Origin of the sequence: Glacieibacterium arshaanense, from assembly GCF_004681125.1 — a bacterium.
Classification (GTDB): Bacteria; Pseudomonadota; Alphaproteobacteria; order Sphingomonadales; family Sphingomonadaceae; genus Polymorphobacter_A; species Polymorphobacter_A arshaanense.
Map to the genome: position 1 here is coordinate 264,904 of NZ_SIHO01000002.1, position 24,288 is coordinate 289,191.

Genomic DNA, 24,288 nt, shown 5'->3' on the forward strand with positions numbered 1-24,288 from the left:
GGGGAAGGCGCGCAAATGATGATCTGGCTCGGGGCGCTGGCGCTCTATCTGCTGTTCAGGCTGTGGTATGATAATTGGCGTGGGCCGATGAAGCCCGCCGAGGTCGAAGCGTTCATGACGGCGCTCACCGCGCGCGCCGCGACCGACCACGAAAGCGCCAACAATGCCGAGTTGCGCGACACCATCCGCAGCTTTCTGGACAACGACGACGGCCGCGAATTCGTCATGCTCAACCTGGTCAAGATTGCGCGCGAGGCCGCCGATCCGGTGACCGGCGCCATGACCGATGGCCGCGTGCTGCTGCAGCGCTATTCGAAGCCGTTCATCAAGGCGCTGTTCGCGCGCGGCGGCCACCCGGCCTATGTCGCGCGGCCCGCGGGCGGCTATGTCGATGCCTGGGGGCCGGGCGTTCCGGCCGATCCGGGCTGGAGCATCGTCGGGCTGATGCGCTACCGCTCGCGCCGCGACATGGCGGCGCTGGTACTCGATCCACGCTTCGCGGCGATCCATCCGTACAAGATTGCGTCGACGCCGCTGACCTTCTCGTTCCCGACGTCGCCGATGCTGCGACTGTTTGTCGGCCCGCGGCTGTGGGTCGGTTTGGCGATTGCGCTCGGCGCGGCGCTGATGCAACTGACATTCAGCCACTAAGGCCCGCACCGACTCATTCTGGGGAGATTGACCATGAAGACGCGTATTACCGAACTGTTCGGCATCGAGCACCCGATTATCCAGGGCGGCATGCATTTTGTCGGCTTTGCCGAAATGGCGGCCGCCGTGTCGAACGCAGGCGGTTTGGGCATCATCACCGGCCTGACGCAGCGCACGCCCGAAGACCTTGCGAAGGAAATCGCCCGCTGCCGCGACATGACCGACAAGCCGTTCGGCGTGAATCTGACCTTCCTGCCCGGCCTCGCGACGCCCGACTATCCCGGCTACGTCAAGGCGATCATCGACGGCGGCGTCAAGGCTGTCGAAACCGCCGGCAACAATCCGGTCAAGTGGCTGCCGGCGCTGAAAGAAGCCGGCATCAAGGTCATCCACAAATGCACCGCCGTCCGGCACAGCCTGAAGGCCGAAGCTATCGGCTGCGACGCAGTGTCGGTTGACGGTTTCGAATGCGGCGGCCACCCCGGCGAAGATGACGTGCCGAACTGGATCCTGCTGCCACGCGCTGCCGAAGAGCTCAAGATTCCGTTTGTTGCTTCGGGTGGCGTCGCCAACGGTAAGCAGCTGGTGGCCGCACTCGCGCTCGGCGCCGAAGGCGTCAACATGGGGACGCGCTTCATCGCCACCAAAGAAGCGCCGGTGCATGAGAATGTGAAGCAAGCGATCCTACGCGCCACCGAACTCGACACGCGGCTGGTGATGCGGCCGCTGCGCAACACCGAGCGCGTGCTCACCAACCCCGCCGTCGAACGCCTGATCGCCAAGGAAAAGGAACTCGGCGCCAACATCAAGTTCGAAGACATCATCGCCGAAGTCGCGGGCGTCTATCCGAAGATCATGATGGACGGCGACATGGACGCCGGCGCCTGGTCGTGCGGCATGGTCGTCGGGCTGATCCACGACATCCCGACCTGCAAGGAACTGATCGACGGCATGATGGCCGAAGCCGAAGCGATTATCCGCAAGCGCCTGCCGGGGTTCCTCTAGTCATGGCTGCGGCGAGCATCTTGGCCCCCCTCAAGCTTATGGGCGTGCCGGGGTCGCCGTACACGCGCAAGATGCTCGCCGTCTTGCGCTACCGGCATATCCCGTACCGGTTGCTGATGGGCGGGTCGGGCGGCCCGCCTGAAGGCTTGCCGCGCCCCAAGGTGCCGCTGCTGCCGACGTTCTTCCTGCCCGATGCCGATGGCGTCGTGCAGGCGGTGACCGACTCGACACCGCTGATCCGGCGGTTCGAGCGCGAGTATCCGGATCGGCCGATCATCCCGGCCGACCCGGCGCTGGCGTTCATCGATGCGCTGCTCGAAGATTATGGCGATGAATGGCTGACCAAGGCGATGTTCCATTACCGCTGGCATTATGCCGACGATATCGCGCGTGCCGGTGAAATCCTGCCGCGCTGGACCGGCATGAAGCGCTCCGAGGCCGAGCTTGCGACGATGAGCAAGTTCATCAGCGAGCGGCAGATTTCGCGGCTCTATGTCGTCGGCTCGAACGCGGTGACCGCGCCGGTGATCGAAGCCAGCTACGAACGCTTCCTGAAGCTGTTTTCAGCGCACCTCGAAGCGCATGCCTACCTGCTCGGCGAACGCCCTGGGTCTGGTGACTTCGCCTTCTTCGGCCAGTTGACGGCGCTGACGCATTTCGATCCGACGCCGATGGCGCTGACGCTGGCCACGGCGCCGCGCGTCTACACCTGGGTCGATATCGTCGAGGATTTGTCGGGGCTCGAGCCCGGCGACTGGCTCGACCTCAAGGCGCCGCAACCGACGCTCAAGGCGCTGCTGAACGAAATCGGCCGGACCTATGTGCCGGTGTTGCTCGCCAACGGCGCGGCGCTGATGGCGCAGGCGGCGGACTTTGAAACGACAATCGACGGCCAGCGCTGGGCGCAGCCGACTTTCCCCTATCACGGCAAGTGCCTGATGGCGCTGCGCGCACAACGCGATGCACTGCCCGCCGAGGCGCGTGCCACCGTCGATGCACTGCTGGCTGGCACCGGCTGCGAAAGGCTTTTCACATGAGCGATAACGACATGCTCTACGCCGTCGCCGACGGCGTCGCGACGATCACCTTTAACCGCCCTGACAAGCTCAACGCCCTAACCCCGCCCATGCTCGGGCAGTTCTTCGCGCATGTCGATGCGGCCGCAGCCGACCCGGCGGTGCGCGTCATCGTCATCACCGGTGCCGGTCGCGGCTTCTGCGCCGGGCTCGACCTTGCGGTCATCGGCAGCGGTGTCGGCGGCAAGGGCGTCGGTGCGCCGCCGCCGACAGCGCCGCGTCCCGCACCGCAATGGGGTGACGACATCGGCCCCGACATGAGCCGCTTCTTTGCAGGCGGCTGGAATGGCCTGATCACCTCGCGCAAGCCGACGATTGCCGCGATCAACGGACCGGTATTCGGCTGGGGCTTCATCCTGTCACTGCACTGCGACATCCGCTTTGCCGCGCGCTCGGCGCTGTTCAACGCGACCTTCGCGCGGCTCGGCATCCCCGGCGAAAAGAACGCCGCGTGGTTGCTCAGCCGGTTGATCGGTACCGCGCGTTCGGCCGACCTGCTCTACAGCGCGCGGCGCTTCGATGGCGCCGAGGCTGAGCGCTTGGGCATCGTCAACGCCGTGCTCGATGATGACGCACTGATGCCGCATGTTGCGGCGTACGCCGCCAACATCGTCGCCAACTCGGCACCGCGCTCGCTCGCCGCGATCAAGGCGCAGATCTGGACGGCGCAAGACGATTGCTACGATCAGGGCTTTGTCGCGTCGGACCTCGAGCAGGACCGCGCGACGCAAACGCAGGATTTCCGCGAAGGCATCACCAGTCTGCGCGACAAGCGCGCCCCGGCGTTCAAGGGCAACTGATGACCGACCTGCCCATCCTCTACGGCATGTCGGGGTCGCTCTATACCGGCAAGGTGCGGTCGTATTTCCGCAAGCAGCGCATCGATTATGTCGAACGCGCCGTCGGCATGCCCGAATTCCGCGAGAGCGTCGTACCCGCCATCGGCCGCTGGATCATCCCGGTGGTCAAGCTGCCCGGCGGTCATCTGGTGCAGGACGGCAGCGCCATCATCGACCATTTCGAGGGGCTTGGCCCCTCGCGGTTTCCGGCGCTGCCGCCCGCTGGCGTCCAGCGCGTCGTTGCGCTGCTGTTCGAACTGTTCGGCGGCGAGGGCCTGTTGCGCCCGGCCATGCACTATCGCTGGAACTTCGATAGCGACAATGAGGCGTTCCGCGCGCGCGATTTTGCCGGCTCGCTGTTGCCGCTGGCCGACGCGCAGGCGCAGGCCGAGCAGATCGCCATGACCTCGAAGCGCATGCGCAAGGCAACGATGATATTCGGCGTCAATCCGGAGACCGCACCGGCCATTGAAGCGAGCTACCTCGATTTCCTCTCGCGTTTCGATGCGCATCTCGAACACAGCCCCTATCTGCTCGGCGGCCGCCCGACGATCGGAGACTATGGGCTGATTGCCGCGCTTTATGCACATCTGGGGCGCGACCCGCACCCGACGGCGCTGATGAAGGCCAGGGCTTGGCGCGTCTGGCGCTGGACCGAGCGCATGAACGCCCCCGACCATGACGCCGCCGAATATGGCGATTTCAGCGAGGCGCTGTTCGCCGATGACGCTATCCCCGACAGCCTCGCGCATGTGCTGGCCTATGTCGCCGAGGACTATCTGCCCGAAATCGTCGCGATGACGGCGTTCGCCAACGACTGGCTCGCCGCCAATCCGGTAACGGCCGGCGCGCTGGTGACGGTCAAACCCAACGTTCGCGTCATGGGCGAAACCAGTTTCGACTGGCGCGGCCAGCGGTTGACGGTCGGGGTGTTTCCGTACCGGCTGTACCTGCTGCAACGCATCCTTGATGCCGCCGACGCGCTCGACGCGGCGGCGCGGGCGCGGCTCGATGCGCTGTTCGCGCGCACCGGCCTGACGCCGCTACTCGCCTGCCGGCCGGCACGACGCGTCGAACGTGACAATAATCTTGAAGTCTGGGGAGACGCGCAATGACCTTGAACTATGACCTGTTCTGGTCGTTCCGTTCGCCGTATTCGTACTTGGTCACCAGCCGGCTGGTGGCGATGGAGCGCGACTATGACGTCAAGTGCAACGTCCGCGTCGTCTACCCGATCGCGGTGCGCCAGCCCGAGTTCTTCGACAATTCCGACCCGCTGTGGTTCACCTATCTCGCCAAGGATACCTACCGCACCGCAGCGTTTCTCGGCCTGCCGTTCCATTGGCCGCGCCCCGATCCGGTGGTGATGGATTTTGCGACGCGCAAATATCCCAAGGAACAGCCCTACATCCACCGGCTGACCCGGTTGGGCCAAGTGGCGACCGAAATGGGCAAGGGCCTGGCGTTCCTCGACGAGGTCAGCAAGGTCATCTGGGACGGCAGCGTCATCGGCTGGCATGAGGGCGATCATCTGGCGAACGCCGCAGCGCGCGCCGGGCTCGACCTGGCCGCGATGGACGTTATCGCCGCGCGCGACGCCGAACGCCTCGACGGCATCATTGAAGCCAGCCAGGTCGCACAGCGCGAGGCGGGCCACTACGGCGTGCCGATGATGGCGGTTGATGGCGAGCCGTTCTTCGGTCAGGACCGGTATGACCAGCTTGAATGGCGGTTGAAGCTCAAGGGCATGCAGAAGCGGGGGTAGAGCCTCCGGCGGGCAGGGCCTTGGGCCCTGCACCCAATTGTTAGGCGCGCTTCGATCGGGTGCAGGGCCCAAGGCCCTGCCCGCCGGAGGCCCTGATCAGAAGCGCAGCGCGCTGCCGGTTTCGATCTTGTCGCTGTTCGCCGGCAGGCTGACGCGGTCGCCGTCATGGCCGACCTGTAGCGGCCCCGAGAACTTGCTGCGCGCATCACCGACGAACGGGATTTCGAGCGCCTTGAACGGCAGCCCCGGGACGATGTGATCGAGCAGCAGCATCTTGACGCCGGCCGCCTGTGCGATGGCCGCGGCGGCGGTGGGCGAGGTGTGGTAGCCCGGAATGTCGGCAAAAACATGCGCGAGGTTGATGCGGCCACCCTTGAGCGCGGCGGTTTCCTGAATCTTGACGAGTTCGGGAGACAGCGCCTCGTGGACCAGCAAATCGGCGCCCTTGGCTTCCGCCTCGACGCGCTTCGACGGCTTGTTGTCGCCGCTAATGACGACGGTGCGGCCCTTGTAGACGAACTTGTAGCCGACCGCCGGCTCGACCGGTGCATGGTCGACCGGGAACGCGGTCACCTTGAGGTCGGGGGTATCGATCAGCACCGCCGACGGCCCGCCCTGGGTGATCTGGAACGGCAGCGCGACGCCGCCGATGCCCGACGGCGGCATGACGCCGGGGCCGTGGTGGGCGATGCGGTAGCCACTATCGAGCTTATAGGCTTCGTTGAAACCGGCGACGACTTGCTCGACACCCTGCGGGCCGTGCACCGGCAGCGGGGCCTTCGACGCGCCGCCGCCCCAATGCTGGAGCATGAAGCCGCCAAGGCCGTCGATATGGTCCGAATGGAAATGCGTCAGCAGCACCGCTTCGGCGCGGCTGGCGTTGATGCCCATCATGCCCAGCTTGCGGACCGCGCCGTCACCGACATCGACGACGAACAGCCGCTGGCCGGCAACGACCGCAACGCACGGCCCGGCGCGTGTCGGATCGGGCAGCGGCGAACCGGCGCCGCACAGGATGACGTGGAGCCCGTCGGGCAATTGCTTGATGGGGTCGGTCGCCATCGCGGCGGTGACGCCGCGAACGAACATGCGCTGGGCGATGGCGCCGCGCTGGCTGTAGGCAACTGCGCCCGCCACCACGGCCAACGCCGCAACTGAGGCGATGACCTTGGTGACGGTGCGCATATAATTAGCCCTTCAGCTGGGCGAGGCACTGGCCGGCAGCTTCAGCCGCCGGCTTGGCATTGGCGCGATCGATCTGGCCACCCATGACCAGTCCGCGCGTAGTCGACTTGATGGTGTCCTGCAGATTGGTGGTCGGCGTGACCTTGGGCGCCGTCGTGTTGTAGATCAGCTGCGCGTCCTTATTGAGGCCGGCAGCGCAGCTGGCCGCCGACTTGGCATCGGCGAATGCCGGCGCCGAAATTGCGGCAGCGGCGAGGATGCCGGTCACGGCGATCTTGCAGAACATGATTATACTCCGTGGTACGGTTTGGCTTAGCTGAGGATCGTGCCGAGCTGCATGGCGATGCCCATGTCGCCTTCGATCTTGAGCTTGCCGGTCATGAACGCGCTCATGCTGTCGAGCTTGCCCGTCGACATGTCGATGAAGTCCGACTTCGAGATCTTGACGGTGCAATCGGCGTCCGAGTTGGCGTTGTCGACGACAGCCGGATCGGCCTTGGCATCGATGCGCACGCAGCCGTCATCGCCGAAGTTGAACTTGACGACCTTGCCCTTGATGCCGCCCTTAGCAGCAACGCGTTCGGCCATACCGGCGGTGATTTCGTCGAGAGTCATGGATTATCCTTCCCTAGGTTGATTTTGCGGCACCATTGCCGCGTCATTCGCCCCTTGTCAAATCTAACGACACATGTAATGTCATATTCATAAAATCGGGGAGTGAGGGGACTTATGCAAATTTTCATCCGGCTGGCAATTGCCGCCCAGGCGCTGTTCATGCTTTTCGTCGGGACGCTGTTCCTGCTGCGGCCGGTCGAGGCCGCCGCGAACTTCGCGCTGGCGCCGTTGTCGCTGCTCGGCCACGCGACACTGCGTGCCGACATGTTCGGCTTTTTCGTCAGCGGTGCGCTGTTCGCGCTCTATGCGGCGTGGAAGTCGGTGCGCTGGCCGCTGCTGGTGCCGATTGCGCTGCTGGCGTGCGCCATTTTCGGCCGCCTCGTCAGCTTCATGGTCGACGGCGTCGTCCCCGGCTCGGTCGAGCCGATCGTGGCCGAAATCGTGATGATGCTCATCGTCGTCACCGGCTTCCGGACGCTGCCGGCGCGTTGATCCGCACGCGGCACGCCGCGACAATATGTCCCGAACGAAAGGGCGCCAAATGAAGCTCAAGAAGCTGCTGGCCACGACAGCAGTCGGTCTCGTCGTGGTCGGCGGTGCCGCCTATCTGGCGCGTGACTATTTGTTCCTGCACCTGCCGGGCTTGCTCGCGCCGAAGGTCGAGCCAAACCATCCGGTGCCGTGGCAGCAGGGCCCTGCGACCGCGACGGTCGCGCCCGACGCGCGCGCGCCGAACATCATCTACATCCTCGCCGATGACCTCGGCTTCAATGACATCACGGTCAACGGCGGCGGCCTGGCGAATGGTGCGGTGCCGACTCCCAATATCGATGCGCTGCTGCGCCAGGGCGTGCAGTTCACCAACGGCTATGCCGGCAATGCGACCTGTTCACCGACGCGCGCCGCGCTGATGACCGGCCGCTACCCGACGCGCTTCGGCTTCGAGTTCACCTCGACCGGCACGCCGATGGCGCGCTACATTTCGAAGTTCCCCAACGACATGGGCCACCCGACGATCTTCCACGAAGAAAATGTCGACAGACAGCCGCCGCAAGACGACCAGGGCGTGCCGGCCTCCGAAATCACCATCGCCGAGCTGCTCAAGGCGCGCGACTATCACACCGTCCACCTCGGTAAATGGCATCTCGGTGGCGGCAAGGGCATGCGGCCCGAGGAGCAGGGCTTCGACGAGTCGCTGGGCTTCATCATCGGCGGGCAGATGTACCTGCCCAAGGATGCCCCCGATGTCGTCAATTCGAAGCAGGATTTCGACCCGATCGACAAGTTCCTGTGGGCCAATTTGCCGTTCAGCGTGCAGTACAATGGCGGCAAGCGCTTCGCGCCGAACGAATATATGACCGACTATCTGACGACGCAGGCGGTCGATGCCATCAAGGCCAATCGCAACCGGCCGTTCTTCATGTATCTGGCCTATAATGCACCGCACACGCCGTTGCAGGCGAAGAAGTCCGACTATGATGCGCTGACCGCGATCGATGACAGTACCCCCGAGGGTCACCGCAAGCGCGTCTACGGCGCGATGCTGGTGGCGCTCGACCGTGGTATCGGGCGCGTCATGGCCGAGCTCAAGGCTCAGGGCCTCGACAACAATACTATGGTGGTGTTCACCAGCGACAATGGCGGCCCGCACTATATCGGCCTGCCCGACATCAATCACCCGTATCGCGGCTGGAAAATCACCTTCTTCGAAGGCGGCATCCGCGTGCCGTTCGGTATCCGCTGGCCGGCGCAGATTGCCGCGGGTTCGACCTCGCCGGTGCCAGTGTCGACGTTCGACCTGTTCAGCACGGCGGCCGCCGCCGGCGGCGCCGCGCTACCCGCCGACCGGCCGATCGACGGCGTCAATCTGTTGCCCTGGGCGCAGGGCAAGGCGAGCGGCGAGCCGCACAAGGCGCTGTTCTGGCGCTCGGGCGACTACCGCGTCGTCCAGTCGGGCGGCTGGAAGCTCCAGCACCTCGACCTGCCGCGTCGCGACTTTCTGTTCAACCTCGCCGTCGATCCGACCGAACGGGTCAATCTGGCGGCCAGTAACCCCGCCAAGGTCGCCGAACTCAACGCACTGCAACGCGCGCAGGACGCCCAGCAGAAGCCGCCGATGTGGCCCAGTCTGACGCAAAGCGCCATTCCCGTCGACCGGGCGTTGTCTTTCCCGGCCAAGCCGAATGAGGATTATATCTACTGGTCGAACTAGGGCATAATGTGGGGTGGACGCGGCGCCAGCGACAAGCTAGGCGGCGCGTCCAGCCAAGGATGTGTCATGTCAGAAGTGCTTAAACCCGAAACACTTGATGGTCGCCACCGGCGTTCCGAACGCAGTCGCGCCCGGATTGTCGATGCGCTGCTCGAACTGGTGCTGGCCGGCAAGACGACACCCAATGCGGAGGAAGTTGCCGCGACCGCCAAGGTCGGCATCCGTAGCGTTTTCCGGCATTTCAACGATATGGAGAGCCTGTATCGCGAGATGTCGCTACGGCTCGAAAGCGAATTCATGCAGGCGGCGAAGCTGCCGTTCACCAGCCCCGACTGGCGCGGCAAGCTCGTCGAACTGATCGACCGGCGGTTTTCGGTGTTCGAAAGCATCGCGCCGTACCGCCGCGCCGCCGATGGCTACCGGCTGCGCTCGCCGGCGCTGCAGGACGATATCGAAAAGCTCGACCGTTTCCTGCGCATGCGGCTGCAATATGTGGTGCCTGCCGAAGCGCTCGACGCCGACCGCCTCGAAGCGCTCGATATGATCCTGAGTTTCGAGGGCTGGAACCGGCTGCGCCACACCCAGGGCCTCGACGCCGTAGCGACACGCCGCGTTGTCGACGTCACGCTGGCGCGACTGCTGGGCTGAAACGCCTTTTGGCAGCGCCAAATTGCCATGCGGTGTGCTTGAACTTGCGCGCCGGCTTCCTAAGTGTATGGTAATGACAACACACCAGACCTCGCATCATGCCCGGTCTTTTGCTAGTCTAGGCTATTGCCCCAAGGAGTTTGCCTGAAATGGCCAGTGATCCGACTGCTACCGCAACCGCCGAACCCACCATCGTGCTGACGCCGCCGACCCCCGTCGCGGTGGTCGCGCCCGGCAAGGCTGCCGGTCTGGTGCCGTTGAAGCCCGAACAAACGAGCAAGCTCGAGGCCAATGTCGCGGCCTATGTCGAGACGCTGGTGTCGAAGGACGCCAACTCGCCCGAGTTCGGTGCGGAAGTCGACCGACTGACCAATTTGGGTGCCGCCGAGATCAAGGAAGCCGCGGGCCACAGCAACCGCTTCCTCGACCGGCCGGTGCGCGCCATCGATTCGGACACCGGCATCGGCGCCAATCTGACCGAACTGCGCCGCACCATTGAGGACCTCGACCCCGGCAAGCGCCAGGACATGTTCCAGCCGAAAAAGCTGTTCGGCATCATCCCGCGCGGCAGCAAGATCCGCCAGTATTTCGACGGCTACAAGTCGGCGCAGAGCCATATCTCGACGATCCTGACGCGTCTCGCCTCGGGCAAGGACGAGCTGCTCCACGACAATGCCGCCATCGACCAGGAACGCGCCAATCTGTGGGCGACGATGGGCAAGCTCGAGCAGATGATCCACATCTCGAAGACGCTCGATACCGCGCTCGAAGCCAAGGCCGACGAGCTCGAATACAATGAGCCGGCGAAGGCAAAGGCGATCCGCGAAAGCGCGCTTTTCTACGTGCGCCAGCGTACCACCGACCTGCTGACGCAGATGGCGGTCAGCGTGCAGGGCTATCTGGCGCTCGACCTCGTCAAGAAGAACAACGTCGAACTGGTCAAGGGCGTCGACCGCGCTTCGACCACCACCGTGTCGGCGCTGCGCACCGCGGTCACCGTCGCGCAGGCGCTGACCAACCAACGCCTCGTGCTCGAACAGATCGGCGCGCTCAACAAGACCACCGCCGGCATGATCGATTCGACCGGCGACCTGCTCAAGACGCAGACCGGCAAGATCCACGAGGCCGCTGCCAGCTCGACGATTCCGGTCGAGACGCTGCAGCGCGCGTTCCAGAACGTCTATGACACGATGGATGCGATCGACACGTTCAAGCTCAAGGCGCTCGATTCGATGAAGACCACCATCGGCACGCTGTCGTCCGAAGTCGAAAAGAGCCGCGGCTATATCGCGCGGGCCGAAGGTGCCGCGACCGCCAAGGCGCTGCCCGCGTCCGAATCGCCGTTCACCGCGCTCGCCGGCTAAGATGGCATTCGACGCGACCGAAGAGGCGCGCCGTCAGGACGCGCGCCGCCGCGCATTGCCGGTCGGCCCGGTGTCGCGCGCCGCGCAGGTGCAGGCGGCATCGCGGCGCCGCCAGCGCGCCATCCGCGATGCGGCATCGAAGCTGACGCGGATGCTCATGCTGGTCGCTGCGGTGATCGTCGGCAGCATCGCCTGGGGTCTGGTTGCCGGCGGCATCGGCACGTCGGTGCTGCTCGCGATCATCATGGCGACCATCGGAGCTCTGGTGTTGCTCGGCATCTATCCGCGCCCGCCGGCGCCTGATGCGACAACCATCGTGCGCAGTGCCCCGGCGAAGCTGCCGGCAATGACCGACGCCTGGCTCGACCGCCGCCGCCGTGCACTGCCGGCACTTGCGGCGCCGCAGATCGATTCGATTTCGGCGCGGCTCGCGGTGCTCGAACCGCAGCTGGCAGCGCTGCCGGCGAATGATCCGGTGGCGGCCGATTTGAACCGCTTGCTCGGCCAGCATCTGCCCGAACTCGTTGACCGCTATACCAAGGTGCCGGTGGCGCAGCGCAAGGTCGCGGCACCCGATGGCAGCAACATCGAAAAGCGGCTGATCGACGGACTCAATGTCGTCGACAGCGAGCTGGCGCGCGTCTCCGAACAACTGGCCGAAGGCGACCGCAACGCGTTCCTGATTCAGGGACGCTTCCTCGAAAGTCGCTACGGCAACGAAGAGATCAAATAGACGCCACCGCCGCCCGCCAGCCGATTTGCGGAACGCAAAGAAATTCGCCTTTTGCAAACTTCGCTTTGCAAAATTCAACGCCAGCCCCGCCCTGTCCGACGCTGATTCTGCGTGTCCATCTCGGGACTCATCCGCAGTCGCCACTTCACCAAATTTGGCACGGTTATTGCCTGACATTTGGTTGAATGGGTGCGGGTGACGGCGGCGGCTTGAGATCGCCGAGGCCCCCGTGGAGAGCTTTGGCATGAAGGTGATCACCGCCGCCGCGATGGCACTGGCGAGTTTGGGTAGCGTGGCCAACGCCGCTGCGCCAACCGCAACGACCATCTATACCGGCGGCGACATCCTGACGATGGCAGGTACCAAACCGGCCTATGTCGAAGCGCTGGCCGTCGGCGGCGGCAAGATCGTCTATGCGGGTACACTCAAGGGGGCCCCGCGCGGCAAGTCGACGCGTGTCGTCAACCTCGGCGGGCACACGTTGCTGCCGGGCTTCATCGATACCCACGGACATATGGTCTATTTCGGCAAGAATCTTGTTGATGCCGATTTGGTAGGCACCGTCGACGTCGCAGAGGTGCTGGCGCGTTTGAAGGTCCAGGCGGCCAAGACGCCTGCCGACGCCTGGATTGTCGGCTTCGGCTATTCGGCGATCAAGCTGCGTGAAGGCCGCACCCCGACGGCGGCAGAGCTCGACACTGTGGCGCCGGGCCGCCCGGTCTTGATCGTCGACAACTCGGGACACCTGGGTGCTGCCAACGCCGCAGCCTTTGCAGCAGCCGGCGTGACGGCAGCAACGCCCAACCCCGAAGGCGGCGTGTTCGCACGTGACAGCGATGGCAAGTCGCTTGCCGGCCCGATGGAAGAAACCGCGCTCAACCTAGTGCGCGCCAAGCGCCCGCCCTTCACAGGCAAGCTTGCCGACGACGTCATCACTGGCGGCGCGCGGCTGTGGGCGAGCATGGGCCAGACCACCGCGCAGGATTGCGGACTCGGGCTGGGCAATGATGACATCGCGATTGTCCGCAATGCCATCGACAAGAACCTGCTGCCCATCGACCTGTATGTCTGTGCCAAGGATTCGGTCACCGACGCGCTGCTCGCCTCGGCAAAGGATGTCGCGGACACCTACGCGCCGGCTTCGGCGAATGCGATGGTCAGCCGCCAGGATGAAATCTTCGACCAAGCCGGGGTCGCGCGCAGCAGTGCGCAACAGCTGCTCGCCGCCCGGCCGGATCTCGACAAGCGCTACATCAACCGCGTGCGGCTTGGCGGCATCAAGTTCTGGCTCGACGGCAGCCTCGATACAGCGTGGTTTACCCAGCCGTTCACGGTCAACCCGCCCGGCAAGACTGGCAGCTACAGCGGCTACCGGCAGATCCCCGACGCCGTGCTCGACGCGGCATTCGACCGCTTCTGGACGTCGAACCTGCAAATAAACATGCACATGAACGGCGATGCCGCCGCCGACCAGGCACTCAGCGCCATTGCCAAGGCGGTGGCGAAATATGGCATGCGCGACCACCGCCCGGTGTTCATCCACGCCACCGTGCTACGCCCCGACCAAATCGCAAAGATGCGCCAATACGGTGCGATACCGAGCTTCCTGACGCCGTCGATTGCCAAAGCCGGCGACCTCGCTGACAAACTGTGGGGTGCAGAACGCGCCGCGCACGCAGCCCCCGCCGAAACCTTCCGCCGTGCCGGCCTGCCGTTCACCTTTTCGCATGATGCGCCGGTGACGCCGTCGCCGTCGATCCTTGAAGTCGTCGATGCCGGGGTCAACCGCATCGCGGCGAGCGGCCGCGTGATCGGGCCTGATGAACGCGTGTCTCCCTATGACGGCCTGCGCGCCGTGACCAGCTTCGCGGCGTTCCAGATCAAGGAAGAAAAGACCAAGGGGACGCTTGAAGTCGGCAAGCTTGCCGATCTGGTCATTCTCGAAAGCAACCCGCTCAAGGTAGCGCCGACGACGATCAAGTCGATCAAGGTTGTCGAGACAATCAAGGAGGGCAAGACGGTCTATGTCGCCACTGGCCAGCAGGCAGCAGCGACGCAAGACAGCGAACTTGTGGACAATGACGATGCCCATACGCCGGCACCGTCGGCGCCGCTGTCACCGACGGCGCGGCAAACCCTGGGCATGCTGCAAGCCGCCGCACTGCGGCCCTGATGCGGGGCGCAGCGATACTGGCGCTGGCGACAGTGCTCGCCGGTACCGGCGCCCGGGCACAGGCAGTGCCTGACGCGCAGGGGCCGCTGATCTTAGGGCTGCAGCGCCAATTCGCGGTGTTGGCCAAAACAGTTGCAGTGCCGGCTTCGAGCCCCGCTGGCACTCCGGGGGATGTGGCGGGCGCAAACCCGCCACATCTTCCCCCTCCCGCTAACGTCGGTGAGCCCGCAGCGCCCGCCATGTTCGACACCGGCGCGGCTGATGTCCTGTTCGGCCGGCGTGGCTTCGGCGTGAGGTCGGGCAGCATGCTGCCGTCGATGAAGCTGGCCAGCGTCGCGCCCGGCAGCACGGGTCGCAACCAGACGCTGTTTCGCAATGTATTGCTGACGGTGCAGCCGTGGTGGGTGCTCGGCACCGAAGTGACGTGGCGCAAGGCTGGCTACGCGCAGCCCGGTGGCGGGTCGCTGTCGAGCAGCGGCCCGGCGCTCAATCTGACCACCCGAATCCGTTTTTGATACCGCGCGACAGCGCGACAGGACCCGGTATATGGTGCCCGTCTGTTCGAAACGGGGGCTGGCCATGAAGCGACTTTTAGCGATTCTTCTGCTGGGCGCGGTGCCTGCCGATGCCGCAACGCAGATCGTCAACGCCAATGGCTACACGCTGGATACAGCGGGCAAGCTGCAGCGCTTCGCGACGCTGCTGATCGACGATGACGGGCGGGTCAGCGCGACTTTGCCCAGGGGCGCGCCGCTGCCGCCGCTGGGGGCCGGTGACAAGCGCATCGATGTCCACACCCGCACGCTGCTGCCCGGTCTGATTGACGCGCATGGCCATGTCGAACACCTCGGCGCGCAGGCGCTGGCGCTCGACCTGACGGCCACGCCGACGCTGGCGGCGGCGCAGGCGGCGCTCAAGGCCTATGCCGCGGCGAACCCGCAACGTGCTTGGCTGCAGGGCGGCGGCTGGAACCAGGAAATCTGGAAGCTTGGGCGCTTTCCGACGGCGGCTGAGCTCGACGCGGTGGTACCCGACCGGCCGGTGGCGCTGCGTCGCGTCGACGGCCATGCCATCTGGCTCAATTCGAAGGCGCTGGCGGCGGCGGGCATCACCGCCAAAACCGCCGATCCCGCCGGTGGCCGCATCGAACGCGGTGCGGCAGGCAACCCGACCGGCGTGCTTGTCGACGCTGCCACCGACCTTGTCGAGGCCGTCATCCCGCCGGCGACGCCTGCTGAAGACGACGCCGCGCTGGCTAAGGCGCTGTTCATCATGGCCTCGGTCGGGCTGACCGGGGTCGGCGATGCCGGCGTGTCGCAGGGCGGCTTCGCGCGGCTGCAGGCGTTCGACCGCGATGGCAAGCTGACCGCGCGCATCTACGCGATGGCCGGCGGCATGGAGGCGCTCGCCAAAATTGCACCGGACGGCCCGATCAAATGGAGCGGTACCGACCGGCTGGCGCTGATGTCGGTCAAGCTTTACGCCGATGGTGCGCTCGGCTCGCGCGGCGCGGCACTGCTGGCGCCCTATAGCGATGCGCCGGGAAACAATGGGCTGCTTTTCAGCACGCAGGCGCAAATGGACGCCAACGTCGCCAGTGCGGCGGCGCGCGGTTTCCAGCCCAATGTCCACGCCATTGGAGATGCCGCCAACGCGCAGGTGCTCGACAGCTTCGCGCGACTGACGCCGGCACAACGCGCCGCGCTGCGGCCGCGCATCGAACACGCGCAGGTGGTGGCGCTGCCCGACCTGTCGCGCTTCGCGTCGCTGAATGTCATCGCCAGCATGCAGCCGACGCACGCGACGTCGGACATGAACATGGCCGAGGCGCGCATCGGCGCCGAGCGCCTCAAGGGCGCCTATGCCTGGGCGACGCTGCTCAAGTCGGGCGCGCGCTATGCCGGCGGCTCGGACTTCCCGGTCGAATCGCCCAACCCGTTCTATGGGCTCCATGCGGCGGTGACCCGCCAAGGCGCCGACAATGCACCACCGGGCGGCTGGATCCCGGGCGAAAAGATGACCATCGAACAGGCGTTCGCGGCATTCACCACGGGGGCCGCCTATGCCAATTTCGAGGATAGCTTCGCGGGCACGCTGACGCCGGGCAAATGGGCCGATTTTATCATCATCGACCGCGACATCTTCACCGGCCCGCCGGCGGCCATTCGTGGGACTTTGGTCGAGGAAACCTGGCTGGCAGGCAAGCCGGTGTTCTACCGCGACTAGCTCTAGCGCAACGACCAACGCTGCGACATGATGCGGCGCACGCAACCGGGAGCTACCGCGATGCCCGAAACCACTGACGCCTGGCCGCTGCGGTCGCTGCTGCTTGGCGTCATGGGCGCGCTGGTGGCGCTGGCGGTGCAGCAGCTTGTCGCGGTCGCGCCGGGCGGGCCGCCGGCCGGGAATGTCCAGCTAGCGCTGGCGACGTTGCTCGCGGTCAGCGGCGTGGCGTTTGGCTTTGTCATCGAGCGCACGCGGCTGCACTGGAGTGCGGCGTTCGCGGCCGCTGCCGGTACCGTCATCGCGGCGGTAGTCTATTGGAACGGCGGCTGGGGCTATTCCGACACCTGGCGGCTGGTCTGCGCAGCGCTGACGGTGGCGATTGCCGCGCCGCTGTTCCAGGCGTGGCGCGATGCGCGCGCGCCGGGTGCCGGGCGGTTCGCCATGGCCTATCCTGCCGTCCATGACCACGCCTGGACCAACGTGCTGCTGTTTCTGGCAGCGCTGCTGTTCGTCGGCATCGTCTGGTTGCTGATGTTCCTGCTGTCGGCGCTGTTCAACCTGATCGGCATCGATGCGCTCGAAAAGCTGCTGCGCAATGATCAGTTCGGCGCGGTGCTGGTCGGCGGTGCGTTCGGCGGTGCGGTCGGGTTGCTGCGCGACCGGTCGGCGGTGATCAGCACCTTGCAGCGCGTGGTGATGACGATCCTGTCGGTGCTGGCGCCGGTGCTCGCCGCCGGGCTGCTGCTGTTCCTGCTGGCGTTGCCGTTCACCGGCCTCGCGCCGCTGTGGCAGGCGACCAAATCGACGACGCCGATCCTGCTCAGCTGCATCATCGGCGCGCTGCTGCTGATCAACGCCGTCATCGGCGACCGACCCGTGGATGTGTCGCGGCTGGCGCTGCTGCGCTGGTCGGCGGTCGTGCTGGCACTCGCGATGCTACCGCTGTCGGCCATTGCCGCGGTGTCGACGGGGCTGCGCATCAACCAGTACGGCCTTACCCCCGACCGGCTATGGGCGCTGGTGTTCATCGCTTTCGCCAAGGCTTACGGGCTGGGCTATCTGCTGGCGCTGCTGCGCGCGCGCAGTGGCTGGCCGGTGCGGGTGCGCATCGCCAATCTGCGGCTGGCGGTAGGGCTGTGCGGGGTGGCGCTGCTGCTGTCGACACCGCTGGTCAACTTCGGCGCGATATCGACACGCGACCAGCTGGCGCGGCTGGCGAATGGCCGCACGCCGGCGGACAAGTTCGACTGGACGGCGCTGCGCTTCGATTTCGGTGCACCGGGTGAAGCGGCGGTGAAGCGGCTGGTGACCGAAGGCAAGACACCGGAAATCCGCGCGGCGGCGGCCGTGGCGGCGAAGGCCGACCGCAATGCGCGCTATGATGTGCAGCGCCAGCAGGTGGCGGCGATCGGTATCGAGGAGCGGTTAGTGATCAAGCCACAGACCGTGCCATTGCCCGCCTCGCTGCGGCAGTCGGTTTCGGACTATGCCGGCTGCACCAAGACCGCGCGCTGCGTGCTGTTCTATGAACCCGGTGCGACCCGCGCGGTGCTGGTCGGCAGGCTTTGGGCGGGCGCCGAGCGGGTGGAAGCGCGGCTGTTGCGCGAATATGCTGGCGCATGGAACGAGACGACGGGCTTCCAATCTGAACCCGTGGCTGAGATTGACAAGCGCAATGCACAGCAGGCCGCGGCGCTTGCCGCGGGTCAGGTGGAGATCCGGACCGTGGAACGTCGGCAGGTGTTTGTGGGCGGTGAGCCGGTGGGGGAGCCGTTCGAGTGAGCGGGGGCAGGTAAGTTAGCGGCGCGGGCAAAGCCCGCGCGTCGGACGGGTTCGGGCGGGGTTTCCGCCCGCCCCGCCGGCCGGCCTGGGGCGAGTCTCGCCCTAAGTCCCAATTTGCCGTCGGCAAATTGGGACTTAGTTCTCGCCGCCCTGCGGCGTGAACGTCATCGCCACACCGTTCATGCAGTAGCGCTCCCCCGTAGGTGGCGGCCCGTCGGGGAAGACATGGCCGAGGTGGCCGCCGCACTGGCTGCAATGCACTTCGGTTCGGACCATGCCGTGCGAGCGGTCGACGGTCAGCCCGACCGAGCCGGCGATCGGCGCGCCGAAACTGGGCCAGCCGGTGCCGCTTTCGAACTTGGTCGCGGTGGCGAACAGCGCGTTGCCGCAGCCGGCGCAGGCATAGCTGCCGTTGCGCTTTTCATAGTTGAGCGCGCAGGTGCCGGGGCGCTCGGTGCCGTGGCCGCGCAGCACGGCGTACTGGTCGGGATCGAGCAGCGCGCGCCACTCGGCATCGGTTTTCTGGATCGGGAATGTTTCGCTCATGACGGGTCTTTCGGTCGGGTGGGCGCTACGGTTACAGCGTAAGCGAAATATCTTGCTGCGCGGTTTTCCGGCTTCGCTATCATGCGCGCCAGCCTGTCCCACCGCAACCCGCGAGTCTGTTTTGTGACCATCACCATCACGCCCAATCCAAACTATGTCCGCGTCAGTTTCGCCGGGCATGTCATCGCCGAAAGCATCCGCTCCTTGGTGCTTGTCGAAGGTGACTTGCCGCCGGTGGTCTATATCCCGCGCGCCGATGTCGACCTCGATCTGTGCGCACCGACCGGCCATGTCACGCACTGCCCGCACAAGGGCGACGCGGTGCATTTCAGCATCGTCATCCACGACCGCCGCGCCGAAAACGCGCTGTGGAGCTACGAAAACCCGCTGCCCGAAGTCGCGGCGATTGCCGGGCATGTGGCGTTCTACCCCGACCGTGTCGACAGCATTGTCTCGGGCAAGCCTGACCTGCGCGGTGGGTCGCTGGCGTGAGGGCCTTGTTATTGCTGGCACTGCTCGCGGGATGCTCGGCCCCCGCGCCGACGCCGGCCGAAAAGGCGGCGTTCGCCGCCAAGGCCATGCCCGGCGATGCCCGGCTGGCGGGGCTCTACACCCAGTCGTGCAAGACCTGCCATGCCGATCCCGCCACCGGTGCGCCGCTCGTTGGGGACGCAGAGGCTTGGGCACCGCGGCTGGCGCAGGGGCCCGACGTGCTGCTCGCCAGTGTCATTTCGGGCAAGAACGCGATGCCGGCGGGCGGCCAGTGCTTCGCCTGCACGCCCGATGATTTCAAGGCGCTGACCAAGTTCATGAGCGAGGCACATCAATGACGACACGGCGGGCCGTATTGACGGGTGCGGCGGTTGTCGGTGTCGGCGCGGTCGCCGCCGGTGTCGGCATCAACCATGCGCTGCAGGAAAAGGCCGGGCCGCCGCCACCGCCCGCGACCGACGCACAGGGTCATATGGTCTGGCGCAACTGGTCGGGGAACCAGCACAGTTATCCGGCGACGCGCGCCGCGCCCGCCGACGAAGTCGAACTCGCCGCGCTGCTGGCCTCGGCACCCGCGCCGATCCGCGCGGTGGGTGCCGGGCACAGCTTTACCGCGCTGGTGCCGACCGACGGCACGCTGCTGACGCTCGACCGCATGACCGGGCTGGTCGGCCATGACGCCGCCGCGGTGACCGCCGAAGTCCGCGCTGGCACGCGGCTGGGGGAGTTGGGCGCCAGCCTCGCCGCCATCGGCCAGGAAATGCCCAACCTGCCCGACATCAACAAGCAGACGCTGGCCGGTGCGATTGCTACCGGCACGCATGGCACAGGCCACGGGCTGACGGCGATCCACGGCAAGCTGCTCGACCTGACGCTGATGACCGCCGACGGCGTGCCGCTGACGCTGAGCCGCGACAAGCAGCCCGAGCTGTTCGACGCGGCGCGCGTCAACCTCGGCGCGTTCGGCATCGTCACGCGGATGACGCTGGCGAACAAGCCGCTGACGCGCGTCAAGAAAAGCGTCACCATGATCGACGCCGACAAGTTGATGGCGGACTGGCCGACGCTTCGCACCGCGCACCGCAACGCCGAATTCTACCTGATCCCGTTCACCGGGCGCGGCATATTGATTACCCACGACGAGACCAGCGAGCCAGTCAAGCCGCGCGGGGTCGACCACGATGACGAAGGCGTCAAGCAGCTGCGCCAGGCACGCGATCTGCTCGGCTGGTCGCCATGGCTGCGGCGCAAGCTGCTGTCGGGGCTGACGGCGGATGCGCCGCCCGAAATCGCCGTCGATGAAGGCTGGAAGCTGCTGTCGAATGTGCGCGGCGTGCCGTTCAACGAGATGGAATATCACCTGCCGCTCGACGCGCAGATCGATGCGCTGCGCGAAGTCATCACTACCATCGAAACACGCCGGCCCGACGTGTTCTTCCCGATCGAAGCGCGCATCATCGCCCGCGATGACGCGATGCTGTCGCCATTCTACCAGCGCGAAAGCGGCTCGATCGCGGTGCACGCCTGGTACAAGGACGATTATGCGTTCCTGTTCGAACTGATCGAGCCGATCCTGCGCAAGCACGGTGGCCGGCCGCACTGGGGCAAGCTCAACTCATTGGGCGCGGCGGACTTCCGCCAGCTCTACCCGCGCTTCGATGACGCCGCGAAACTGCGCGCCGCGCTCGATCCGCAGGGGCGGCTGCTCAACCCGTATCTACGCAAGGTGTTCGGTGTCTGAACCAGCAAAACCGGAGAAAAAGGGATGGGCGCGACGCAGCGTGTTGATTGGCGGCGGGGTGGCGGCGACGGCGGCCGTCGGCGTCGCGGTGGCCAATCGCATGGCTGAGCCTGCACCTATCGATAGCGGCTATTTCGATGGCCTTTCCGCAGCGTTGAAGCGCGCCGGCGTCGGCGCGCCGGTGCTGGTCATCGACCGCGCCCGGCTCAACGCCAACATCGCGGCGGTCAAGGCCAAGCTCGCGGGCAGCGGGCTGGGCACGCGCGTCGTGGTCAAGTCGCTGCCGAGCCACGACCTGATCGAAGCCGTCGCCCAAGGTAGCGGCACCAACCGCTACATGGTGTTCAACACGCCGATGCTGGCTGAGATCGCCGCGAAAACTCCGCAGGCCGATGTGCTGATGGGCAAGCCGCTGACCGCGGTCGCTGCGGCGGAATATTACCGCAGCAGCCGGCTGAATCCGCAGTGGCTGATCGATACGCCGACGCGCCTCAAGCAATATGCGGCGCTGACCGCGGCGGCGGGCGTGCCGCTGCGCGCCAACCTCGAAATCGATGTCGGGCTGCATCGTGGCGGGTTTGGCGACGCGGCGAGGCTGGCGGAGGTGCTCGACCTCGCCGCGACCTTGCCGAACGTCGAAGTCACCGGGCTGATGGGCTATGACCCGCACATCGCCAAGGTTCCCGACCGCAGCCGTGCGTTCGCGCGGATGCTCAAGGCGTATCGCGACGCGCAGGGCGTGCTCGAGGCCAAGCGCCCCGGTGACCCCGCACGTTTCACCTACAACAGCGCCGGCAGCCCGACCTATGCGCTGCACGCGTCCGAAACCGCGGCGAACGAAGTGTCGATTGGCTCGGCGTTCGTCAAACCCACCGATTTCGACCTCGACACGCTGGCGCACCATGTGCCCGCCGCGTTCATCGCGACGCCGGTGCTCAAGGCGCTCGACCGCGTCCAGGTGCCGAGCCTCGAAAAGCTGACCGGGCTGTTCGCGCTGTTCGACCCGGGCGTGCAACAGGCGTTTTTCATCCACGGCGGGCACTGGCTGGCGAAGCCCGACTATCCCGCCGGGCTCGACTATTCGAAGCTCTACGGCCGCTCGTCGAACCAGGAACTGCTCACCGCGAGTAACAAGGTCCACCTCGCCCCCGACGATTTCGTCTACCTGCGCCCGACGCAGAGCGAAGCGGTGCTGCTGCAGTTCGGCGACCTGCTGGTCTACGACAACGGCGAGATCACCGAGCGCTGGCCGACGTTCCAGATATCGGCTTGAAGGGCCTCCGGCGGGCAGGGGCTAGCCCCTGCACCCGACATTCTGGCGCGCTTCAAATGGGTGCAGGCGTCAGGCCTGCCCGCCGGAGGCCCTTTCTCTCAGGCCCTGGGCGGCATCGGCACAAAACCCGACGTGCGCCGCACATAATCCTCATAGCCGGGGCGCGAGCGGCGCAGCTTGCCTTCGGTGGTCGGCACGCCGCTCCATTTGGTCAGCAGATAAGTGAGCAGCACCGGCCCGGGCAGCGCCCACAGGCCGGGCATGGTCTCTGCGGCGATCAGGAACAGGCCCCACCAGGTGCAGGCGTCGCCGAAATAGTTGGGGTGGCGGGTGTAGCGCCACAGGCCCTTGTCCATGACCTTGCCCTTGTTGGCGGGGTTGGCCTTGAACGCCGTCAGCTGCGCGTCGCCGATGGTTTCGAACAGGATGCCGATGACGGCGAGTGCGGCGCCAAGCCAGCCGAGCGCGCCGATGGCGAGTGGCTCGGCGCTGACCTGGCCGAGCTGGACAGGCAGGCAGACGATCCACAGCAGCGGCGCCTGCAGCGCGAACACCATGATGAACGATGCCTTGGCGAAGCCCCAGCCGCGCTGGCTTTCGGCTTTGCTCATCATCTTGACGTAGCGCGGGTCGGCGCCGTGCTTAGTGACCCGCCACAGCAGATAGCCGCCCAGCCGCAGGCCCCAGGCCGTGCACAGCCCGACGAGCAGCAGGCGGCGCGGTGTGGTTTCGCCGAGCTGGAACAGCGTCGTCCACGCCAGCAGCACCATGCCGAACGCCCAGAAAGCATCGACATGGCTCGGGTCGCGGCGCATGATGCCGACCAGCCACAGCACCACGAACAGCGCGAAGGCGACGGCAAAGTTGGTCAATAGCAGCGATGCGATTCCGGTCATCAATCAGTCTCCCCCTGCGGCGCGTGGAGCCCTGACAAGCGGCCCGCGTCCTTGCATCGCAATGACATACCTTATCCGGCGCGCCCGGCAAACCGAAAGGCCCCAGACATGAAACCAGTCGCATTTTTCCACGCTGCCGCACTGTTTGCCGGCATCGCTCTGGCGTTGTCACCGGCGTTGGCCGCGCCCGATGCCGCCGCGCTGGTTGGCGGGCTGGGTGGCCGCTGGACGGGGACGCTGAGCTACCGCGACTACACCAGCAACGCGCAGGAGAAGCTGCCGATGGTCAGCGAAGTCGTCGCGCTGCCCGACGGCGCAACGGTGATCAGCATCAACCGATTTGCCGATGGCCCGAAGACCGGCATCGTCACCATCACCGATGTTTCGCTGTTCGATGCTGCGACCGCGAACGTCACCACCGCGTCATTCCGTCGCGGCAAGCCGGTATCGAGCGAGACTTCGGCAGCGCAGATTGCGCGCTATGACGACGGGCTGCACTGGTCGATTGTCTATACCCGCGACGGCACCGACAATGACCAGCCGGCGCTGATCCGCGTCACGCAGACGCGCGACGGCAACACGCTGACGACGCGCAGCGAGGTTCAGCCGAAGACACCGCAGGCGGTGTGGACGCTGCGCAGCGGCACCGACCTGGTCCGCGACGGCGCAGCGGTGCCGGAGAAGAAGCGTTAACCCGCAACGCACCAAATTTAAAATATTGGCGTGTTGTCAGCCAATTGCCGGTGTTTTCATTCATCAAAACTTCACAAGTTTCGGGCATTGGCGATCTATCGCGCTCGCTAACGGGGTCAGATTGGCGCCGCGATATGAAATGTTGATCGAGGCCCCCCATGCGATTTTCGCTGCTCTGCTTCATTGCGCTCGCTGCGCTGCTGCTCCTCTGGTTCAATCCCGGGGTGTCGCTGCTCGGCGTGCCGGCGTGGTTGCCGTTGCTGCTGTGCGTGGTGGTTGTCGCATTGGTGCGCCGCCGTTTGCCGCCACCGGGGGTGAGTCACTAGCCGCAACGGCGTCGTCTACTGGGGCCGGAATTTGGTGCGACGCAGCA

At 65.9% G+C, this 24,288-nt stretch carries 26 protein-coding genes; 21 read left to right on the top strand and 5 right to left on the bottom strand.

Annotation, left to right across the window (positions count from 1 at the left end; genetic code table 11):
- The first annotated feature begins 15 nt into the window (after positions 1 to 15).
- Genes EUV02_RS07495 through EUV02_RS07520 form a run of 6 tightly spaced genes read left to right on the top strand, consistent with a single transcriptional unit; the run spans position 16 to position 5,336 of the window.
- A complete protein-coding gene (locus tag EUV02_RS07495) occupies positions 16 to 651 on the top strand; it encodes a hypothetical protein (protein WP_166430556.1) in 636 nt (211 codons plus the stop codon).
- Between the two features lie 33 nt (positions 652 to 684).
- Positions 685 to 1,656 carry an NAD(P)H-dependent flavin oxidoreductase gene (locus tag EUV02_RS07500; protein ID WP_135245629.1) on the top strand — a complete coding sequence of 324 codons (972 nt, stop codon included), beginning with the start codon at positions 685 to 687 and terminating at the stop codon, positions 1,654 to 1,656.
- A 20-nt stretch (positions 1,657 to 1,676) separates the two neighbouring features.
- Entirely contained in the window at positions 1,677 to 2,693 is a 1,017-nt protein-coding gene (locus tag EUV02_RS07505) for a glutathione S-transferase N-terminal domain-containing protein (RefSeq protein WP_243445821.1), read from the top strand.
- On the top strand, positions 2,690 to 3,532 hold the full coding sequence (locus EUV02_RS07510; protein ID WP_135245631.1) for an enoyl-CoA hydratase-related protein: 843 nt from the start codon (positions 2,690 to 2,692) through the stop codon (positions 3,530 to 3,532). Before EUV02_RS07505 ends, EUV02_RS07510 begins: the two co-directional genes overlap by 4 nt.
- Positions 3,532 to 4,686 (top strand): glutathione S-transferase C-terminal domain-containing protein, encoded by a 1,155-nt coding sequence (locus EUV02_RS07515; protein ID WP_135245632.1) that lies wholly within the window; start codon positions 3,532 to 3,534, stop codon positions 4,684 to 4,686. Before EUV02_RS07510 ends, EUV02_RS07515 begins: the two co-directional genes overlap by 1 nt.
- A complete protein-coding gene (locus EUV02_RS07520) occupies positions 4,683 to 5,336 on the top strand; it encodes a 2-hydroxychromene-2-carboxylate isomerase (RefSeq protein WP_135245633.1) in 654 nt (217 codons plus the stop codon). The genes EUV02_RS07515 and EUV02_RS07520 overlap by 4 nt, the downstream gene beginning before the upstream one ends.
- Positions 5,337 to 5,432: 96 nt before the next feature.
- On the opposite strand, the gene EUV02_RS07525 is transcribed toward EUV02_RS07520, so the two are convergent.
- From EUV02_RS07525 to EUV02_RS07535, 3 genes are read right to left on the bottom strand one after another with little or no spacing between them, the layout of a single operon-like run.
- Positions 5,433 to 6,521, bottom strand: a complete 1,089-nt coding sequence (locus EUV02_RS07525) for an MBL fold metallo-hydrolase (RefSeq protein WP_135245634.1) — start codon at positions 6,519 to 6,521, stop codon at positions 5,433 to 5,435.
- 4 nt (positions 6,522 to 6,525) lie between these two features.
- A complete protein-coding gene (locus EUV02_RS07530) occupies positions 6,526 to 6,807 on the bottom strand; it encodes a hypothetical protein (RefSeq protein WP_135245635.1) in 282 nt (93 codons plus the stop codon).
- 26 nt (positions 6,808 to 6,833) lie between these two features.
- Complete coding sequence (locus EUV02_RS07535; RefSeq protein WP_135245636.1) at positions 6,834 to 7,136, bottom strand: SCP2 sterol-binding domain-containing protein; 303 nt, start codon at positions 7,134 to 7,136, stop codon at positions 6,834 to 6,836.
- A 114-nt stretch (positions 7,137 to 7,250) separates the two neighbouring features.
- Between EUV02_RS07535 and EUV02_RS07540 the strand changes: the two genes are divergently transcribed.
- From EUV02_RS07540 to EUV02_RS07580, 9 genes are all read left to right on the top strand, one after another.
- Positions 7,251 to 7,628, top strand: coding sequence for a DUF4345 family protein (locus EUV02_RS07540; protein WP_135245637.1), 378 nt, complete (start codon positions 7,251 to 7,253; stop codon positions 7,626 to 7,628).
- A gap of 49 nt (positions 7,629 to 7,677) precedes the next feature.
- Positions 7,678 to 9,348 (top strand): sulfatase-like hydrolase/transferase, encoded by a 1,671-nt coding sequence (locus EUV02_RS07545; protein ID WP_135245638.1) that lies wholly within the window; start codon positions 7,678 to 7,680, stop codon positions 9,346 to 9,348.
- Between the two features lie 66 nt (positions 9,349 to 9,414).
- Entirely contained in the window at positions 9,415 to 9,996 is a 582-nt protein-coding gene (locus EUV02_RS07550; protein ID WP_135245639.1) for a TetR/AcrR family transcriptional regulator, read from the top strand.
- A gap of 149 nt (positions 9,997 to 10,145) precedes the next feature.
- The gene (locus EUV02_RS07555) at positions 10,146 to 11,360 is read left to right on the top strand and encodes a toxic anion resistance protein (protein WP_135245640.1); all 1,215 of its coding nucleotides are present in this window, start codon (positions 10,146 to 10,148) and stop codon (positions 11,358 to 11,360) included.
- Between the two features lies 1 nt (position 11,361).
- Positions 11,362 to 12,093 (top strand): GlsB/YeaQ/YmgE family stress response membrane protein, encoded by a 732-nt coding sequence (locus EUV02_RS07560; RefSeq protein ID WP_135245641.1) that lies wholly within the window; start codon positions 11,362 to 11,364, stop codon positions 12,091 to 12,093.
- Positions 12,094 to 12,337: 244 nt separating this feature from the next.
- The gene (locus EUV02_RS07565; protein WP_135245642.1) at positions 12,338 to 14,266 is read left to right on the top strand and encodes an amidohydrolase; all 1,929 of its coding nucleotides are present in this window, start codon (positions 12,338 to 12,340) and stop codon (positions 14,264 to 14,266) included.
- Between the two features lie 239 nt (positions 14,267 to 14,505).
- Positions 14,506 to 14,781, top strand: coding sequence for a hypothetical protein (locus tag EUV02_RS07570; protein ID WP_135245643.1), 276 nt, complete (start codon positions 14,506 to 14,508; stop codon positions 14,779 to 14,781).
- Positions 14,782 to 14,845: 64 nt separating this feature from the next.
- Complete coding sequence (locus tag EUV02_RS07575; RefSeq protein ID WP_135245644.1) at positions 14,846 to 16,492, top strand: amidohydrolase; 1,647 nt, start codon at positions 14,846 to 14,848, stop codon at positions 16,490 to 16,492.
- 60 nt (positions 16,493 to 16,552) lie between these two features.
- Complete coding sequence (locus EUV02_RS07580; protein WP_135245645.1) at positions 16,553 to 18,274, top strand: DUF4153 domain-containing protein; 1,722 nt, start codon at positions 16,553 to 16,555, stop codon at positions 18,272 to 18,274.
- Positions 18,275 to 18,409: 135 nt separating this feature from the next.
- Here the strand turns inward: EUV02_RS07580 and msrB are convergent, their stop codons facing one another.
- Positions 18,410 to 18,820, bottom strand: coding sequence for a peptide-methionine (R)-S-oxide reductase MsrB (msrB, locus tag EUV02_RS07585; RefSeq protein ID WP_135245646.1), 411 nt, complete (start codon positions 18,818 to 18,820; stop codon positions 18,410 to 18,412).
- Between the two features lie 123 nt (positions 18,821 to 18,943).
- Between msrB and EUV02_RS07590 the strand changes: the two genes are divergently transcribed.
- From EUV02_RS07590 to EUV02_RS07605, 4 genes are all read left to right on the top strand, one after another.
- Positions 18,944 to 19,312 (top strand): DUF427 domain-containing protein, encoded by a 369-nt coding sequence (locus EUV02_RS07590; protein WP_207790140.1) that lies wholly within the window; start codon positions 18,944 to 18,946, stop codon positions 19,310 to 19,312.
- Between the two features lie 5 nt (positions 19,313 to 19,317).
- A complete protein-coding gene (locus EUV02_RS07595; protein WP_207790141.1) occupies positions 19,318 to 19,650 on the top strand; it encodes a c-type cytochrome in 333 nt (110 codons plus the stop codon).
- Positions 19,647 to 21,053 carry a D-arabinono-1,4-lactone oxidase gene (locus EUV02_RS07600; protein WP_135245648.1) on the top strand — a complete coding sequence of 469 codons (1,407 nt, stop codon included), beginning with the start codon at positions 19,647 to 19,649 and terminating at the stop codon, positions 21,051 to 21,053. Before EUV02_RS07595 ends, EUV02_RS07600 begins: the two co-directional genes overlap by 4 nt.
- A 100-nt stretch (positions 21,054 to 21,153) precedes the next feature.
- Positions 21,154 to 22,326: an alanine racemase gene (locus EUV02_RS07605; RefSeq protein WP_207790142.1), complete on the top strand. Its 1,173-nt coding sequence runs from the start codon at positions 21,154 to 21,156 to the stop codon at positions 22,324 to 22,326.
- A 98-nt stretch (positions 22,327 to 22,424) separates the two neighbouring features.
- On the opposite strand, the gene EUV02_RS07610 is transcribed toward EUV02_RS07605, so the two are convergent.
- Positions 22,425 to 23,222 carry a DUF1295 domain-containing protein gene (locus tag EUV02_RS07610; RefSeq protein ID WP_135245650.1) on the bottom strand — a complete coding sequence of 266 codons (798 nt, stop codon included), beginning with the start codon at positions 23,220 to 23,222 and terminating at the stop codon, positions 22,425 to 22,427.
- Between the two features lie 108 nt (positions 23,223 to 23,330).
- On the opposite strand from EUV02_RS07610, the gene EUV02_RS07615 reads away from it, so the two are divergent.
- Complete coding sequence (locus EUV02_RS07615; RefSeq protein ID WP_135245651.1) at positions 23,331 to 23,915, top strand: hypothetical protein; 585 nt, start codon at positions 23,331 to 23,333, stop codon at positions 23,913 to 23,915.
- Positions 23,916 to 24,073: 158 nt separating this feature from the next.
- Positions 24,074 to 24,241, top strand: coding sequence for a hypothetical protein (locus EUV02_RS15640; RefSeq protein WP_166430557.1), 168 nt, complete (start codon positions 24,074 to 24,076; stop codon positions 24,239 to 24,241).
- Positions 24,242 to 24,288: the final 47 nt, after the last annotated feature.